The 16,439-nt window shown below is 43.8% G+C and carries 18 protein-coding genes; 1 reads left to right on the forward strand and 17 read right to left on the reverse strand.

Translation table 11 applies throughout. From position 1 onward, the window contains the following. Positions 1-91 precede the first annotated feature (91 nt). Positions 92-1,513, forward strand: a complete 1,422-nt coding sequence (locus tag GSF08_RS01110; RefSeq protein ID WP_160624033.1) for a hypothetical protein — start codon at positions 92-94, stop codon at positions 1,511-1,513. Between the two features lie 42 nt (positions 1,514-1,555). Here GSF08_RS01110 and GSF08_RS01115 read toward each other — a convergent pair whose 3' ends face one another. The 17 genes from GSF08_RS01115 to GSF08_RS01200 form a co-directional block, all read right to left on the reverse strand. Then, a complete protein-coding gene (locus GSF08_RS01115) occupies positions 1,556-2,506 on the reverse strand; it encodes a ribose-phosphate diphosphokinase (RefSeq protein ID WP_160624034.1) in 951 nt (316 codons plus the stop codon). Positions 2,507-2,520: 14 nt separating this feature from the next. Then, positions 2,521-3,876, reverse strand: a complete 1,356-nt coding sequence (glmU, locus tag GSF08_RS01120) for a bifunctional UDP-N-acetylglucosamine diphosphorylase/glucosamine-1-phosphate N-acetyltransferase GlmU (protein WP_160624035.1) — start codon at positions 3,874-3,876, stop codon at positions 2,521-2,523. 154 nt (positions 3,877-4,030) lie between these two features. After that, positions 4,031-4,294, reverse strand: a complete 264-nt coding sequence (locus GSF08_RS01125; RefSeq protein WP_160624036.1) for a thioredoxin family protein — start codon at positions 4,292-4,294, stop codon at positions 4,031-4,033. 88 nt (positions 4,295-4,382) lie between these two features. Next, a complete protein-coding gene (locus GSF08_RS01130) occupies positions 4,383-4,850 on the reverse strand; it encodes a hypothetical protein (RefSeq protein ID WP_160624037.1) in 468 nt (155 codons plus the stop codon). Further along, positions 4,850-5,245: a DUF3830 family protein gene (locus GSF08_RS01135; protein WP_160624038.1), complete on the reverse strand. Its 396-nt coding sequence runs from the start codon at positions 5,243-5,245 to the stop codon at positions 4,850-4,852. The genes GSF08_RS01130 and GSF08_RS01135 overlap by 1 nt, the downstream gene beginning before the upstream one ends. A 268-nt stretch (positions 5,246-5,513) precedes the next feature. Next, positions 5,514-6,374, reverse strand: a complete 861-nt coding sequence (gene ispE, locus GSF08_RS01140) for a 4-(cytidine 5'-diphospho)-2-C-methyl-D-erythritol kinase (protein ID WP_160624039.1) — start codon at positions 6,372-6,374, stop codon at positions 5,514-5,516. Next, entirely contained in the window at positions 6,371-7,243 is an 873-nt protein-coding gene (rsmA, locus tag GSF08_RS01145) for a 16S rRNA (adenine(1518)-N(6)/adenine(1519)-N(6))-dimethyltransferase RsmA (RefSeq protein ID WP_160624040.1), read from the reverse strand. The genes ispE and rsmA overlap by 4 nt, the downstream gene beginning before the upstream one ends. After that, positions 7,240-7,776: a ribonuclease M5 gene (rnmV, locus tag GSF08_RS01150; RefSeq protein WP_160624041.1), complete on the reverse strand. Its 537-nt coding sequence runs from the start codon at positions 7,774-7,776 to the stop codon at positions 7,240-7,242. Before rnmV ends, rsmA begins: the two co-directional genes overlap by 4 nt. Positions 7,777-7,841: 65 nt before the next feature. Beyond that, a complete protein-coding gene (locus tag GSF08_RS01155) occupies positions 7,842-8,429 on the reverse strand; it encodes a helix-turn-helix transcriptional regulator (protein WP_160624042.1) in 588 nt (195 codons plus the stop codon). A 184-nt stretch (positions 8,430-8,613) separates the two neighbouring features. After that, positions 8,614-9,420, reverse strand: a complete 807-nt coding sequence (locus GSF08_RS01160) for a 3D domain-containing protein (protein WP_160624043.1) — start codon at positions 9,418-9,420, stop codon at positions 8,614-8,616. 653 nt (positions 9,421-10,073) lie between these two features. Then, the gene (locus GSF08_RS01165) at positions 10,074-10,796 is read right to left on the reverse strand and encodes an ATP-binding cassette domain-containing protein (protein ID WP_160624044.1); all 723 of its coding nucleotides are present in this window, start codon (positions 10,794-10,796) and stop codon (positions 10,074-10,076) included. Beyond that, on the reverse strand, positions 10,789-12,342 hold the full coding sequence (locus GSF08_RS01170) for an ABC transporter permease/substrate-binding protein (protein ID WP_160624045.1): 1,554 nt from the start codon (positions 12,340-12,342) through the stop codon (positions 10,789-10,791). The genes GSF08_RS01165 and GSF08_RS01170 overlap by 8 nt, the downstream gene beginning before the upstream one ends. Before the next feature lie 79 nt (positions 12,343-12,421). Further along, positions 12,422-13,342 carry a thioredoxin-disulfide reductase gene (trxB, locus tag GSF08_RS01175; protein ID WP_160624046.1) on the reverse strand — a complete coding sequence of 307 codons (921 nt, stop codon included), beginning with the start codon at positions 13,340-13,342 and terminating at the stop codon, positions 12,422-12,424. A 15-nt stretch (positions 13,343-13,357) separates the two neighbouring features. Further along, positions 13,358-13,678: a thioredoxin family protein gene (locus tag GSF08_RS01180; RefSeq protein ID WP_160624047.1), complete on the reverse strand. Its 321-nt coding sequence runs from the start codon at positions 13,676-13,678 to the stop codon at positions 13,358-13,360. Positions 13,679-13,701: 23 nt separating this feature from the next. Then, a complete protein-coding gene (locus GSF08_RS11475; protein ID WP_249805798.1) occupies positions 13,702-14,346 on the reverse strand; it encodes a DUF302 domain-containing protein in 645 nt (214 codons plus the stop codon). Then, on the reverse strand, positions 14,339-14,779 hold the full coding sequence (locus GSF08_RS01195; RefSeq protein ID WP_160624048.1) for an RrF2 family transcriptional regulator: 441 nt from the start codon (positions 14,777-14,779) through the stop codon (positions 14,339-14,341). Before GSF08_RS01195 ends, GSF08_RS11475 begins: the two co-directional genes overlap by 8 nt. Before the next feature lie 217 nt (positions 14,780-14,996). Further along, entirely contained in the window at positions 14,997-16,340 is a 1,344-nt protein-coding gene (locus tag GSF08_RS01200) for an MATE family efflux transporter (protein ID WP_160624049.1), read from the reverse strand. Positions 16,341-16,439: the final 99 nt, after the last annotated feature.

The following is a 16,439-nucleotide window of genomic DNA, read 5'->3' on the forward strand; positions in this document are numbered from 1 at the left end:
CCCAGTCCTTTTTTCATTTCAACCCATATAAGGTTAGCGATCATGTGAAATTGTGTGATACAATGTATTCATAGGGATAGAAAGGAGATTTATGGAAACGTTAAAAAAATATGTGACAGGCAAAAATCTGCAGATTATGACATTGATCGGTACTGCCTTCACAATCATGATGTTTATCATGTCATCATCCATTGGCAGCAGCACCGAGTCAATCAGCAGCTTTTCAGATATTGGAGGCTTGATATCCAGCTTAAAAACCTTTTGTAATATCTTTTATCTGGATTTCTTTGTTGTACTGGCTGCTACGGCCGGCTACGCCTTCCGTATCTTTTATGAAAAGGATACAAGCCTCAGTATCAAGGTTCTGACACCGTTGAATGGTATTGCATGTTTATTTGGACTCATCTGTTTCAGCACCATTCACAGCATCAAAGCAGGTTTAAGCGGTGATTTCGCATCGCTTTTGCAGTTGGGGGATATCGAAGGACAATTTTCGATCCTGCGCATCATGCTGTTGATTCAAATCGCCGCTGGAATTGCGGCAGCATATTTCCTTTTTTATAAAAAGAACCGCCGCATCGGCGAGGAAGAATCGGATAAGGAAAATCAGGAAGCTTCTGATCATGAATCAATCGTCGATCAGGTCAAGGCATATTATGCAACGGAAAAAGGCAAACGCAATATTCGCATCGGCGGTGCGGCAGTCGCCGTCTTCATCGTGCTGCTCGTTATTGTGAATGTTTATGAAAGCAATCGGCGTACCGAAATTGATCTGACTTCTGCCTGCGCCGTCACTTTTGAAGGAGTATCCGGAAACGGCTCTGCTAATATTCACTGTTCTCCCGATTATGATCACAACAACGAGAACATTGCTTCCTTTATGAGTAATGTGTCCTACACCATTGATAATGACGGCCGCTTAGAAAATGGCATGGAAGTAACACTGAAAGCAAATTATAGCGAGGCAACTGCAGAGAGCAGTAAAATCAATCCGGTAAAAACATCTAAAAAATTTAAAGTGAAAGGATTAGAAATCGCATATCGTGATTTTGCTGATATTCCTAAAAAAGTATCCAATGAATTTGAAGCAGCTGCCAAAGCATTTTTAGAAAAAGATATTCAAAGCAATGTCAATGGTTTATTCGGTTATGACACGATTACGGTAGAGGATGCTGCCCTGATTGGCATTTACTACAAATATACATCCTATAACAACAGCGGTACTGCCTATTATATTTTCCGTACCAAGGAAACCCGCGAGCGCAGCTCCGATACAAGCAAGGAAGTGAACTATTATTCTGTTATTCTTGAGAATATCAGCTCTTCCTACAAGCTGGATCTATCCGATGAATCAAAGGATATGATCGTGGATTCGCTGAGTATCTATGAGAAAGATAAGACCGATGCCAAAGCATTGAAACAATTCACACGTTATCACAGCGATGTAGAAACCGTGAAAACCAATCCCGGCAGTGAAATATACAAAGACGAACGAATCAAGAAAGAAGCATAACAAAAAAATACGGACATTTCGAGGTCCGTATTTTTTTATGTATTAATTGAACTTTGTAAGCACTTCACTAATAGAGTGGTTATTTTCAATTTGATTGATGATTTGACCAAGAATTTCACCTACTGACAGCACTACCATGTTTGGCAGCTCTGCCTTTTTATCATCCTGTGGAATGGTATTCGTACAGATAAATTCTTTGATCGGAGAATTTTTCAAGCGTTCGATAGCCGGTCCGCTCAGAACACCATGTACACAAGAGCAGTAAACTTCGGTAGCACCCTTTGCATATAGCATATCAATTCCGGAAACCAAAGTTCCAGCCGTGTCTACAATATCATCGATCAAAATTGCTTTTTTGCCCTGAACATCGCCGATCAGATTCATCGCTTCCGCTACATTCGGTTTTGGACGGCGTTTATCAATAATGGCAATCGGGGCATGAAGCATTTCTGCCATGCGGCGAGCACGGGTCGTTCCGCCGTGATCCGGTGATACGACTACGATATCATCCATGTTTTTCGCTTTAAAATAATTGCCGATGATACCAATCGCACTGATATCATCTGCCGGAATATTAAAGAATCCCTGAATTTGTGTGGCGTGCAGCTCCATTGTGATAATACGGTGAGCGCCGGCTTTTTCAATCAAATCAGCAACCAATTTGGATGTGATCGGCTGCCGCGGCTTTGCTTTACGATCCTGACGTGCATAGCCGAAATACGGCATAACTACAGCAATGTGGGCAGCGCTGGCACGTTTGCAGGCATCAATAGCGATCAATACTTCCATCAGGTTACTGGAAACCGGATTACAGGTGGACTGTACGATGTAAACGTTTTTACCACGCACAGATTCACCTAATTCTACCATAATTTCACCATCCGCAAAATGGCGGACGTCACAGCTGCCTAATGGAATACCCAGCTGTGCAACAATTTCATTGGCCAGTCCAACACTGGATGTGAGTGCAAATACAACAGTCTTTTCGTTCATTTTTTTATACCCCTCTATTTGTTTTTATATTTTGTTCCAAAGCCTGATTTAATGGTCTGTCGAGCGCGGGCGATTCCCATGTCGCCGGCTTCTACACTGTCGGTGATCGTAGAGCCAGCTGCCAGCAAGGCATTTTCACCAATTGTAACCGGTGCGATCAAATTAACGTTGCTTCCGATGAATGCGCCGTCCCCGACCACAGTACGGAATTTATGCTTGCCATCATAGTTAACCGTAACGACACCGCAGCCGACGTTGATTTTCTTGCCAAAATCACTGTCACCGATATAGGTAAGGTGGGCACACTTGCTGCCATCTCCAAAGCGGCTGTTTTTAAATTCAACAAAGTTTCCGATTCGGCAGTTTTCACCGATTTCCGTTTGATTGCGCAGATGGCTCATCGGTCCAACCGTAGTACCCTTTCCTACACTGCTTTCTACGACTTTTGATGAATCAATGGTAACATCATCATGAATCACTGCATTGCGAAGGAAGGAATTGGGTAAAATCGTCACATGACTGCCGATTTTTGTAGCTCCTTCGATATACACATTCGGATAAATAACCGTATCATTACCGATCTCTACATCTGCATCGATATACGTATGATCAGGATCGATGATGGTAACACCGTTTCGCATATGCATTTCATTAATCTTATGCTTCAGCCAATTCTGGGCTTTGGCCAGGTCAACGCGATCATTGCATCCCATACATTCATCAGGATCTTTAACGACCAATCCGGTGACCGGTACCTGTTTCCGGTTGAAGATCGCAACCAGATCAGTGAGGTAATACTCATTTTGGGCATTATCATTTTTGATTTCTTTTAAACTTTCAAAGAGCAGCTGGTTGTTGAAACAGAATAATCCGGTGTTGATTTCACAAATTTTCTGTTCTTCTTCCGTACAGTCTTTCGCTTCTACAATTTTCACAACATGGTTTTTATCATCACGGATGATACGTCCATAACGGGCACCGTCATCCAATATGGAAGTTAATACCACCATTCCATTTTCACGGTTAGCGGCAAACGCTTCCTGAATGGTTTCCGGCTGAATCAGCGGTCCGTCTCCGTTCAGTACCAGCGTATCTCCGCCGATTCCTTCCAAAGCGGAAGCCTGCATTACCGCATGACCGGTACCTAACTGAGGTTCCTGAAGTGCGTATTCAACTTCATCTTTTAAATAGTCTTTAACACTGTCTGCGTCATGTCCTACTACTACGACAATTTTTTCAACGCCGGCTTTTTTCAGATTCGTTACAATATGGCCGATCATCGGTTTGTTCATAACCGGATGCATGACTTTATTCAAGTCTGATTTCATCCGGGTACCTTTTCCGGCCGCCAGAATAATAGCTGATTTCATGAAAAATACCTCCATACCTATTTTATCAAAAATTGCTTGTGTAAAAAAGGTTTTATCCCGTTTCTTTTATATTTTATTATTTTTTACTAAAACTGTTCGTAGATATGTCCTTCTGCGTTCGCATATATAAAAAAACTGTGCAGAAACCACAGTTCTATTGGATTGCTTCTTTAAATACCGCTTCTACTTTATCCTTCGTAGGCACACCCTCATGAATTTTCACATCGTCAACAAAGAATGTCGGTACATACCAGTAATCATAACCTCTGGTTTTTTCTTCTTCACGCTGCTCCTCAATCACTTCAATGTCTACGTTTTGATACTCCGGATGCTCCTGCTTCAGCTCTTCTATCATGCGAAATGCATTGCGGCAGTGCGGGCATCCATCCAGCACCATCATCTTTACTGCTTTTGCCATATGATCAGCTCCTTTTCTATACCATATCACACCGACTAGTGTATGCCAATTGATATGACTGATACAAAAAAAGGGGATAACATCCCCTCTAAAACGTTAATTTTGATGTGGATTCATCATACACTGAAGATAATTTTGCCCATGGCAGAATCAGATCGATCCAGTAGGTCATATGGATAAAGAAACGATGCAGCAGCCGCAGCAGTGTTTCCAACGACGCAAAGTCCTGGCATGCGTCAATATGCTTATCGGCAGCTTTCAGCAATTCGCAGCCCTTTGCCATATCATAACTGCTGGACATACCGCCGGCATTCCAGTCAACGACATTCTTTGCCATCATTTTAATGGTTTCCAGATCGCCTTTTCTTTCAATCACCATGCATATCAGCTGGTACAGTGATGCATCAGCTGCCTCCATGTCACAGTAAGCCATAGTAACAACACCGTAATTCAAACCGTCTATACGGTTGCGCTTGCGGATTTCTTCGATGTCTGACGGCATATCGATCCACAGCGTATCCAAATACGCAGATACTTCCTGAAGGTACTTTTCCATTATGCATCCTCCTCTACGATCTCAACCAGCATGATATCACCGGCCTGATCCCAAACCTTATCCGATTCTTCCTTGAAAGCGGGAATCTGATCCTCATCCAGCAGGGCAAATAAATCGCAGTCACCTAATGACGGCGTATCCCCATACCAAATACAGATGGTTTGCTTCGGTGCATAATAAGCAATATGTCCCTTAACGGAATAGACCGGATTCTCCACTTCATAGCGGGCAATCGGCGCCTGGAAAAATATTTCATTCTCACAGATTTTCGCATAAGCAATTCGTGTTTTGAACGGACAGACCTCACGCAGCGCCTGCACCATTTTAGGAGCTTCTTTTTCCAGTAATGCGGCGGTAAAAGATTTACCATGAAACGTCAACTTTAACTTTTCCATAATTCCTCCTTTAATATTAATCCAACTATACCACGTTCAAATACCACCGGCAAGTCGTTATATATCGTTTCCTCTCATTTTCCAGCTCTTTCCATTTATCAGTTTCTATACTGTTCAGATGGTAAAGGATACGGTTGAAGTAATCCACAAGGTTCTTTAGGGTATGGATGATCTAAAGCATATGCAAAAAATATATCCATAGTTAATAAAAAGACTTACCAATAATAGCTCTAATTAACATCAGAAAATAGAAAAGCCGATCATCAGATCATAATAAGATCTCACAATCGGTTTTTTTCATTTCCGTAATTTCGACAAATGGATAGTCTTGTTTCAGTAACGCTGCCTGTTCTTTAAGCAGCTTTTCATTTCGGGTAATTGCGAATACAGTTGATCCGCTTCCCGACATCAGAACCCCTTCAAATCCGGCCTGAAGAATACGCTGTTTCAGTTCACACACTTTAGGAGCTAACGTGAATGCGCTTGATTCAAGGGTATTGCCGATCGAATCACATAAAGCAGAAAAATCGGATTTCTTCAATGCGGCCGCGGTACGATCACAAGCCGGATGTGCACATCTGGTGAAATCAAGCGTCTGATACGCTTCTTTTGTAGAAATTCCTACCGATGGTTTTACCAGCAGAACCGAAAAATCGAGATTTGTCAAAATCGGTTCCACCCGTTCCCCAATGCCCTGCACACGGGCAGGACAGTTCATGATACAGAAGGGAACATCCGCTCCTACCGCTTTTCCGATTGGCAATAATTCCTGCAACGGAAGGTTCAGTTCCAGCAATTTATTTATGCCGCGGATTACGGCAGCCGCATCACTGCTTCCTCCGGCCAGCCCCGCTTCCATGGGAATACGCTTTTGGACATGAACATGGAAGCGCTGCGTAAAGCCGTATACGCTTCGCATTTTTTGAATTGCCTTCAAGATTGTATTCGTATTGTCTAACGGCATGTTACGGTCATCACTGCTTAAACGGTCTTCCTGTGCTAAAGTTATCTCTACTTGATCGGCCAGCTTCAACGGAACCATGATCATATCAAGATCATGATAACCATCCGCTCGGCGGCCGATCACATTCAGACATAGATTGATTTTCGCATTGGCTTCAACGATCATTTTGATAAACCTCTTTCCTGTTGGACGGAAAACAGTGTTAAATACCGATCAAGTGTCAAAGCTTCAGCGCGTATACCGGCATCAATATCAGCTGCGGCCAAAATATCTCTGGCCAACTGTTTATCTCCGCAATATTCTCCATAGTTATTTAAAATTGTTTTGCGCCGCTGTTTAAAGCAGGCTTTGACCATTTCATAAAACTGCGGCTCCGCTCCTGCCTGCAGCTCTCGCTGCGGCTTGAACGTAAACTGCACCACTGCACTCTCAACCGCTGGCCGCGGCTGGAACACCTCGGTCGGTATTTTCATAAGCTGCTTAACATGACAGCGATACTGCGTCAGCACCGACAACGCGTTGTATTCCTTGGTACTGGGAACGGCCGCAAAACGATCTGCGACCTCCTTCTGCATCATCACGGTGATTGCCTGAAATGCCACCGGACTTTCAAACAGCTTAAACAGGATCGGTGTCGTGATATAGTACGGCAGATTCGCCGCTACCACAACATCCAGTCCTTGCCGCTGCTTTGCCTGCATCAGCATGCTGATATCCTGTTCCAAAAAATCACCGTGAATCACGGTAACGTTTTTTTGATCTTGAAGCGTATCTGCTAAAACCGGTATCAACCGATCGTCAATTTCAAATGCCGTTACTTCTTTCGCGTATTCCGCAAGAAATTGGGTCAGTGCTCCGATTCCCGGCCCGATTTCAAAGACCGCACAGTGATCGGATATTACTGCCAAACGAGCTATTTTTTCAACGATGCCCGGTTCTACCAAAAAATTCTGTCCGTAGTTTTTCTTTGCGAACAGCTGATAGGTTTCCAGTATCTCTTTCGTTCTGCTGGGGGTTGCAATTACTTTTTTCATGCATGCTCCTTTAAATAATTTTCTACATCCGCTCTGGTGAGCTGAAGCATATTCAGACGTTTCTTCAGCGTTTTGGCATTGGGTTTTCCCAAATAGAGCCATTGCGCCACCTTGGCCCGCCGTTCAGCGCTGTCATGTTTCCCAATGAAACCGAGTTCCATCATATCTGACATAGTAAATGTTTCCATATCCAGTTCCTGATAATGCATCAGGTGTGCCAGCGCTTCTATGAGATCCTCGCGGCTGGCGTGTTCGATGCCAACCTTCTTGGCAGTACGTGCTTTCTTCCGTTCGATAAAAGCATTATAACAGCCGGGGATTGCTTGATTGATGTTATTCCGTATTTGTTCACCGGGAGCATCCGGATCGGTAAAGACAATCACACCGCGGGTTTTCTGTGCCTGCTCGATGAGCTTCAGCACTTCACGTCCTACATGTGTGCCGTTTGTTTCAATCGTGTCACAATCAAAATATTTTTTCAATGTATCACTGTCGTGTTTGCCCTCCACGACCAATACTTCTTTTATCTTCATGCCGTCACCTACCAGCTTATTTTATCACATCTGCAGAGAAAAAGAAAAGCCGCAGGAGCTGCGGCCTATCCATTCAGCATCGTAAGCAGCTGCATCAGCGCCATACATACCAAAAAGGTGATAACACCGCACCCGGCAGCCAATAAAAATTTCTGATAGGGACGTTTGCCCACTTCCCGCTGCTTTGTGATTTCGTCTAAATGCTTGCCGTTCATAAAAGCAAGAATCTCCTGATAGGTTTGAATATCATTTTCTTTTTTCAGCTTCTCGACCCGTCCCGCATAAAACAGTGTAACCAAAAATAACACTGTAATGCCAAGCAGCCCATACGTCCCAAAAAAATAAAACAGCGGAGCGATACTGATGATCGTCAGTATCAGCAGGCAGGAAAATATCCATGAATCACGATTCATTTTTTGGATCTCTTTCATTTGAATTTCTTGTCTCATCTTATCCAAGTCTCCTTTGATCAATTGATCCAGAGTAACACCAAATAGTGAGCTCATCAGCAGCAGACTGTGTATATCCGGATAGTTCTTGTTATTTTCCCAATTGGATATGGTCTGTCTGGTAACAAAGATTTTATCCGCCAGCTCCTCCTGGGATAAATTCATATCCGTACGATACTTTTTAATTTGCGTATTTAGTTCCATGGTGCACCTCCTGTCCATATCGTAAAGGACGCAGTTAATTTTCGCTATCAAATGTATTTGACATCAACAATAATTCATCGTTTTAGTAAGCATACCACCGATGAAGATGAAAAAAAAGAGCACATCAGATAATGTACTCATACTGACCTCTAAATTCTGTCAGCTTTTGATTTTCGCTTTTTCATCAGTTCCCAACTGAAACAATTTCCGCCTTGGGATGATGCACACTATTGTCGATGCTCAGCATCAGACTTTTTTCACTGCCGGCATATAAATCAAGGTGATTGCCGGAAATACCGCCGCCGCGATCCAAAACCATCGCGTAAAACGGCTGACCGGGAGTAATGCCCCAGCCGCTATATCCGTGATCAGTAATTTTCAATACTGTTCCGATCGGAATATTTTTATCAGCTGCCACGATGTAGTAGCCGTTGTAGGTGATGCCTTGCTTCCATGAACCATCTGGCTGCATGACACCTCTTGATGCGTCCAACTGAATACCGGTACCGGTATTGCCCCGTCCGGTGAATTGACCGCTGCATCCAACACAGTCTACACCATACATCGTAGTTTTGGCATAGAAATAGTTGCCGGCACGAATCGTACCGCCATAACGCAGTACCGCATCCTGACTGGGAATAACTTTCTTCGCGCCGGGAATCGGCACTCGTGAAATTTCTTTTCCCAAGGCATCCTTCGTAACCCGATATGCCTGTTCTATTTTACCGGGTGTACCAGCGCTTACCTGCGTGATCACCCAAGCGAGACCGCCCTCTGTAGTCGTTGTGTCTAATATCAGACCCGGCTGCGCGTCGTTATTTGACATAACGACATTCTCAACAGTTGTTGTGAGCGCCACCCGGTCGATGATGTTTTGGTTCGGTTTACGAACGGCAGAAGCTGTGCTGACTTCCATCTCCCGTGCGGAGATACAGCCGTTCAAAGCGAAAACAGTCATGAATAAAGCGAAGAATCTTCGTTTTAAGTTCATTTATTTTCCTCCTTTTTCCAAAGCAATCGCTATTCTAGCATACTTTGTCCTGCTTGTCCAATTTTTTATTTTTTCACATGCAGTTATTCTGATTTTACCCACATTCCCACACATTATACTTGAACATGAATGAATGCCCTTTCACAAAAACCCTTTAATTCAAGGATTTTCTTACAATCGTATGTTAATAACTCCCTATTTATACCATTTTAAAGCTTGTTAAAATAATCTTATATTTCACATATACTGCATGAGGTTGTCTTTCTTATTTACGATCAATATTCATAAATACCTGATAAAATAACCTTATCTTTTTTTCTGCTGTGCTTGTGAAACAGAACGGTTTTACTTTTGAAAATACACATGGCTTTTGTCATCTTCTGTCACTTTCTTTTTCGGTGCAATCATCAAATTCTGAACGCAGATTTTTTTATGATTGTAATTTCCACACCGTTCTCTATTTGTATTCCATAAACAAAAAGCGGTATGTGCATGAACAAAATAAATTTTTATCTGCACAAAGAAAGACAGGCATAAAAATCATGACTGCCTGCCTTTTTCCATTCGCTTTTTCATATTCTTTCTATATAATATAGTGCCCATTGACTATTGGAATCTTCATAACGCCTTGCGAGCTGAAAATAATTGGATTTTTATAAATACGATAACAGCTGACGGACAAAGGGTGTTGCCGGAGCCGCCTTGATCTGCTGCGGCGTATCGAATTGATCGATTCCGCCGTCCCGCATAACGATCACCCGTTCCCCAAGATAAAGCGCCTCGCGAATATCATGGGTGACAAACAGCATAGTGAACGGAGCTTCGCTGTGTATGCGAAGCAATTCTTCCTGAAGTGAGTGACGAGTAATCTCATCAACTGCGCCAAACGCTTCATCCATCAAAACAACGCCCGGATCGCTAGCCAGTGCTCTGGCGATACCTACCCGCTGTTTCTGACCGCCGCTGAGCTCATCCGGAAAGCGTTTCAGCATGGCCGCATCCAAATGTACGATCTTCACCAGTTCATGCACCCGCTGCCTGATGATATCAGATTCATATCCGCGCAAACGCAGGACATAGGAAATATTATCATAGATATTCATATGCGGAAACAGACCAATACTTTGAATCACATAGCCGATGCTTTGCCTTAGCTTATTCATATCCTTGGTTTGAATATCCTCCTGATCGATGTAAACGCGGCCTCGATCCGGCACGATCAATCCGTTGATCAGCTTCAGCATCGTGGTTTTACCGCTGCCGCTGCCGCCAATGACGCTTACCCGCTCACAGGATCGAATCGTCAGCGAGAGGTCATTCAATACCGGCTTCCCGTCATATTGCTTTTGTATATGTTCCAGTATGATCTCACTCATGGTCATTCACCTCCAGCAGTCCTTTTTGAATCAGGAAGGTTTGCGCTACATCCCTTTCATCCTTCTTCTCACTTTCCACTTGATGATTCATCTCTGCCATTTCCGATTCGCTGATAATCCCGTCAAGCAGTTTCAGCACACGTTTCAGCTCCGGATATTTTTTCATGGTTTCACTGCGGATAACCGTACCAGCATAGTATGATTGGAAAAAATGATGGTCATCCTTCAGCAATACCACATTGGGATCACTTAAATGACCATCTGTGGTAAACGCTATGATAACATCAACCTCTCCCTTCTTCAGGGCATCATATTTCAGTCCAATATCCAAGTCCGATGTTTTTTGAAAGTGAAAATCGTTTGCTTTTACCATAGCATCATAGCCGTCATCCCGCTCATAGAAATCATATTCACCGCCAAAGGATAGCTTATCGGATACTGTCGCAAGATCGGAATAGGTTTTTAACTGATACTTTTCCGCAAGCTCTTTTGAGACTGCCAGTCCATATGTATTGTTGAAACCATAGAGTCCCAACCATTCCAGCTGATATGCTTTTGGATATTTCTTTTTCAGCTTTTGATACAGCGTCTGATCATTGGGGATGGTTTTTTCTTTTAATACAAAGCTCCAGGAAGTACCTGTATATTCCGGATAGATATCAAAGTCTCCCTTTACCATTGCCGGATGGATATTACTGGTGCCGCCCCCCACACCCTTGGTCATAACCACTTCAATATCGGTGCGGTCCTCAATCAGCAGCTTCATCATTTCACCGATGATAAATTCCTCGGTCATCGGTTTGGTCGCGATATGGACAGTTTTTTTATGTGAAGGAGTGTAAAACAGACTTGTCGAAAACAGTAAAAAGACCGCAGCGACAGCAGTTAGTACCGCCCGCTTACGCTTCGCATTAGCTCGCCGATTCATCATATACCGTTCCAACAGCCCGATTAAAATATCAGCCAAAAAGGCCAACAATGCCACCGCGAGACTTCCGGCCACAGTCATGGTGATGTTGTTGGTTGTAATTCCGCGATAAATCACGACCCCAAGACCGCCAGCCCCGATAAAAGAGGCAATTCCTGCTAATGCTATGGTCATAACCGTCATATTTTTGAATCCGGACATGATCACCGGCATAGCTAACGGCAGCTTGATTCTGGTTAGGATCTGCCGGTTGGTGCTGCCCATTCCGCGGGCTGCTTCTATAACATCCTTATCAACATTTTCCAAGCCGGTATAGGTGCTTCGGATAATGGGAAGCAATGCATAAATACTAAGAGCAATAATTGCACTTTTATTTCCAATTCCGCTGAGCGGGATAAGAAAACCCAGCATTGAAATAGAGGGAATCGTATACAAAAAACTCACGATTCCCAAAATGATTGGTGACAGCCGTTTTTTCTCATGAATAAAAATTCCGAGGGATACCCCGATCAATGTTGCGATGATAATCGCAATAACCGAAATCTGAAGATGTTCACATATTAAAGGGTACAGAAAGTCAAAGCGCTCGGTATAAAATTTCAGAAGATCATCTAACATGATGATTCCCTCGCTTTCTTATATAGTATGTAATGCTTGTCAGCGATCGAGAGTTTGGTTTTCTCATCCTATGTTCTAATTAACTTTCCTTATTGATAAAATAATCTTCAATATATTTGGTGCAGACTGCACCATCACTCGCCGCTGTTACGATTTGACGAAGTGCTTTTGTCCGAACATCGCCGATCGCAAATACTCCTTCAATATTGGTGCGGGTAGATTCATCGGCAATGATATAACCACTCTTATCAAGTGTCAGCTGTGTTTTAAACAGCTCCGTATCCGGTACTCTGCCAATCGCTACAAACACACCGTCACAAGCAATTTCCTGAACTTCATCAGTTAGCAAATTTTTTACTTTTATCCCGGTAACCTTCTTATCCGCAATGATTTCTGAAATTTTGCTGTCCCAAATGAATGAAATATTGCTTTCATATAGCTGTTTTTCATAAATGCGGGAAGCGCGCAGCTCATGGCGGCGATGAATCAATGTAACCGAATGACAGATCTTCGATAAAAACAAGGCGTCCGCGACCGCGCTGTTTCCGCCGCCGACAATCACAACATCCTTACCTTTATATAGCATTCCATCGCAGGTTGCACAATATGCAATGCCCCGACCGCGATAGCTGGCTTCATTCGCAACGCCCAATTCCCGAGGATGTGCTCCCGTCGCAATGACGATCGTTTCTCCATAATAGGTACTTTCACTTGTTTTCACCTGTTTTGGTTCCGCTTTTAAATCTACCGCCTCCACCGTGTCATAAACGGTTTCTGCACCGAATTTTTCAGCACCGGCCTGCATTTTTTCCGCCAGATCAAAGCCGTCAATTCCATCATCAAATCCCGGATAGTTTTCCACTATGCCGGTGGTCGCCATCTGACCGCCCGCTGATAATTTCTCAATGATCAGCACGGAACGAGCATTACGTGCCGCATACAGCGCCGCGCTGTAGCCTGCCGGACCGCCGCCGATAATAATTACATCATATGTGTTCATGTCTGAACTCCCTTCTTAAAGCAGGTTTTCTTCTTTCAGCCAGTCAATGATCAACGTTTTTGCCTGTGGAGCAATCAGCAGCTTTCCGGCCTTTCCTTGTCTCATCACAACGAGCGTCGGTATCGTTTCAATACCATATTCTTCCGCCAGTGCTTCAAAATCATCAATATTTACCTGTAAAATATCCAAATCCTTTTCATAGGTCTGTGCCAGCTGTTTCAAGACCGGCGCCAAACGCTTACAATATCCGCACCAAGGCGCCCAGAATTCTACAACAACTGCAGCACTTTCTGTTACCTCATTCACATTGTCTTTTGTTACCGTAATCAAACTCATATCATTTCCTCCTTGTCTGATTTTCAGCAGTGTCCTTCAAGATACATCTGCTCGATATCTTTATATTGCTGCGCTTCTGCTTCACTTAGGAAAATCCGGCGGTGAAGCTGATCACCGCTCAAAATATGATTTCCACCGCATCCGCCATAGCCTTCGATACTAAAGGTATAGGAATCCTTAGTCTTATGAAGATCAATGACCTTACCCTTTAGTACATAGCCGCTGACCAAAAAATAAACCTCAGTGCCCTCTTCCAGCATAGTATTCACCTCTTTTGTATTTACTGCATGATGCACAATGTCCGCCAGGCTCTTTTGCATAGCTATCGTAACGCTATGATTTGATAAGCCATATGGCTCTGCTGCTTTTATTGGATCGTTATAGCCAATCCAAACAGCTTTCTCACGATCCTCCCACACGGCAATTCGCAGCGGCAGTTCCAGTGCAATTGCCGGATTTTCAAGCATTAGCTGAGTACCGGCTTGGGGAGAACCAAAAACGAGTACGGTGGATTTTGGCAAATCCAATCCTGCTTCCAAAGCATTTTGATGATGATCAAATTCCGCAAAGATCGTAATATCACGTTTCATGATTTCTGTTTTTAAACGATTTCGCGTCATTTCAAAGGAATCACCGCTTTTTACTTGGCAGTAAGTTGATTTATTCATGCTCATGCTTCCTGCTTTCTCGGATTGCCTCCAGCTGATCAACCACATCATGCAGGGTCATCGTTGTAAGGGTTGCTCGACAGCTTTTCTCCATATCGGCATATACGCCGTCCATCAGTTGAGACATGCCGCTGCTGATCATACAATTCATATTCACATCACCGCTTCGCCACGAAGTATTGAACATTTGAATCGGTAAAGCATCATAGATCATTGCCAGCGTAATTTTCTCATCCGGAAGGGAAAAGCTGTAGCCGCCGTCGATTCCTTTCCGTGTAGAGATTATTTCCGCCTTATTGAGCGCTGCCATGACCTTTCTCACCCGTACCGGATTCACACACATATTCTGCGCCAGCTCTTCACTGGATACCTGTCGCTCATGAATCTTCAAATACGCCAACGCGTGAATAGCAATCATAAAATCGCTTGACATTGAACACATCACCTCTTAACTGTAATTATTTTTATTACATTTATATAGTATTCCTTTTCTCCGTCTTCGTCAAACTCAATGCTTCCGGTTAATTTCTGCTTTACTAAACAAATAATAAGTCTTACAACAACATCGTTTCATTTTCACATTCAGCAAAAAAAGCCCTGCAAATTATCAGCAGAGCTTCCTTTGTAAGTGGTGCGCATGAGCCTTTCACCTAGATAAGCTGGCGTTTCCAGCGGCCCATACGCAGATAGATCAAACCGGCAATGACCGAAACAGCGGTAGCCATCGGAATAGCAGCGCCGATTCCGGTAAGATCACCTTCCATCAGATGCGCAAAGAGATAGGTCAGCGGTATGCGGATAAAAATGGATGCCGCAATGCCATTGACCATGGCGAAGAAAGTTCTTCCGCAGCCGTTGAAGAAGCCATTCATCGTAAAGCCGAACGCTACCAGTAAAAAGTCAACACTGAACCAGTGCAGGTATTGACTGCCCGCTGTAATCACCGATTTACTGTCGGTAAAAATCCGCATGATCGTATCCGGCGCCATACGGCCCCAGACAAAGAAGACAAAGGACGCACCAAGTGCAAATCCGATACTGATCCACATCGCTCGTTTTGCCCGCTGTGGTTTTCCGGCTCCGATATTCTGTGCCGCAACCGTGGAAATCGCTCCGGCCATCGCCGTACTGGGAAGCATCGCAAATCCTTCAAATTTTGTACAGATGCCGACTGCCGCTGCCGCGGTAACACCGAAGGTATTGACGATCGCCGCTATGAATAAGAAGGAAACAGCAGAAATTGTTTCTTGCAGCGATACCGGTATTCCAATCTTAATCAGCTTGACTGCCTTTTCCTTCTGAATCACAAAGCTGCGCAGACGGAAATCGAAGACAAATTCTTTCGAGCGCAGATAGGCTATTGATAAAACCAAACTGATACCCTGTGAAAGCATTGTTGCGAAAGCCGCTCCGGCCGCTCCCATGCCCATGCCTCCGACCAGCAGCAGATCAAGCACTATATTGGATATACAGGCGATACCGATAAAAAGCACCGGACTGTTTGCGTCTCCCATACCTCGCAGCACCGCGCTGACTGCATTATATCCAAAGATAAAAAAGATGCCTGCGGAACAGATATAGACATAATTTTTGGCATCTGCCATTGCCGGGCCGGGGGTCTGAATCAATTCCAGTATTTGCGGGGTAAATAAAAACATAATGATCGTAAACACAACCGCGGCCAATATGAACAGCGTAAAGGTCGTCGCTACCGTTTCTTTGACATCCTGCTCCTTGCCGGCGCCGATATATTGCGCAACCAAAACAGTGGAACCCATCGTCAGTCCGGTGATCAGTGATACCAGAAGAGCAGTTACCTGCGAACCGACCGATACTGCCGCAACACTTACATCATTGGTGAATCTCCCCACGATTGCCAGATCAACTGCTCCATATAAGATTTGAATAAAATTCGCAATTAAAAAGGGAACTGCAAATGCTATCAGCGAGCGATACAAATTTCCCTCTGCCAGATTATTTACGGATTTTTTCATATAATCTCCTCCTTAAACAAAGAAAACCGGATAAGCGATTAACGTTGTTAACCATCTTATCCGGTAATCCATACCTCCGATGTAAAACAGGCTCATCTC

The organism is Copranaerobaculum intestinale, from assembly GCF_009831105.1.
Classification (GTDB): domain Bacteria; phylum Bacillota_I; class Bacilli_A; order Erysipelotrichales; family Erysipelotrichaceae; genus Copranaerobaculum; species Copranaerobaculum intestinale.

What these genes read in the sequence shown, in the direction of transcription:
- GSF08_RS01110 (WP_160624033.1), top strand. Translation starts at nt 92, where the DNA reads ATGGAAACGTTAAAAAAATATGTGACAGGCAAAAATCTGCAGATTATG.
- GSF08_RS01115 (WP_160624034.1), bottom strand. Translation starts at nt 2,506, where the DNA reads ATGAACGAAAAGACTGTTGTATTTGCACTCACATCCAGTGTTGGACTG.
- glmU (WP_160624035.1), bottom strand. Translation starts at nt 3,876, where the DNA reads ATGAAATCAGCTATTATTCTGGCGGCCGGAAAAGGTACCCGGATGAAA.
- GSF08_RS01125 (WP_160624036.1), bottom strand. Translation starts at nt 4,294, where the DNA reads ATGGCAAAAGCAGTAAAGATGATGGTGCTGGATGGATGCCCGCACTGC.
- GSF08_RS01130 (WP_160624037.1), bottom strand. Translation starts at nt 4,850, where the DNA reads ATGGAAAAGTACCTTCAGGAAGTATCTGCGTATTTGGATACGCTGTGG.
- GSF08_RS01135 (WP_160624038.1), bottom strand. Translation starts at nt 5,245, where the DNA reads ATGGAAAAGTTAAAGTTGACGTTTCATGGTAAATCTTTTACCGCCGCA.
- ispE (WP_160624039.1), bottom strand. Translation starts at nt 6,374, where the DNA reads ATGATCGTTGAAGCCAATGCGAAAATCAATCTATGTCTGAATGTGATC.
- rsmA (WP_160624040.1), bottom strand. Translation starts at nt 7,243, where the DNA reads ATGAAAAAAGTAATTGCAACCCCCAGCAGAACGAAAGAGATACTGGAA.
- rnmV (WP_160624041.1), bottom strand. Translation starts at nt 7,776, where the DNA reads ATGAAGATAAAAGAAGTATTGGTCGTGGAGGGCAAACACGACAGTGAT.
- GSF08_RS01155 (WP_160624042.1), bottom strand. Translation starts at nt 8,429, where the DNA reads ATGGAACTAAATACGCAAATTAAAAAGTATCGTACGGATATGAATTTA.
- GSF08_RS01160 (WP_160624043.1), bottom strand. Translation starts at nt 9,420, where the DNA reads ATGAACTTAAAACGAAGATTCTTCGCTTTATTCATGACTGTTTTCGCT.
- GSF08_RS01165 (WP_160624044.1), bottom strand. Translation starts at nt 10,796, where the DNA reads ATGAGTGAGATCATACTGGAACATATACAAAAGCAATATGACGGGAAG.
- GSF08_RS01170 (WP_160624045.1), bottom strand. Translation starts at nt 12,342, where the DNA reads ATGTTAGATGATCTTCTGAAATTTTATACCGAGCGCTTTGACTTTCTG.
- trxB (WP_160624046.1), bottom strand. Translation starts at nt 13,342, where the DNA reads ATGAACACATATGATGTAATTATTATCGGCGGCGGTCCGGCAGGCTAC.
- GSF08_RS01180 (WP_160624047.1), bottom strand. Translation starts at nt 13,678, where the DNA reads ATGAGTTTGATTACGGTAACAAAAGACAATGTGAATGAGGTAACAGAA.
- GSF08_RS11475 (WP_249805798.1), bottom strand. Translation starts at nt 14,346, where the DNA reads ATGAATAAATCAACTTACTGCCAAGTAAAAAGCGGTGATTCCTTTGAA.
- GSF08_RS01195 (WP_160624048.1), bottom strand. Translation starts at nt 14,779, where the DNA reads ATGTCAAGCGATTTTATGATTGCTATTCACGCGTTGGCGTATTTGAAG.
- GSF08_RS01200 (WP_160624049.1), bottom strand. Translation starts at nt 16,340, where the DNA reads ATGAAAAAATCCGTAAATAATCTGGCAGAGGGAAATTTGTATCGCTCG.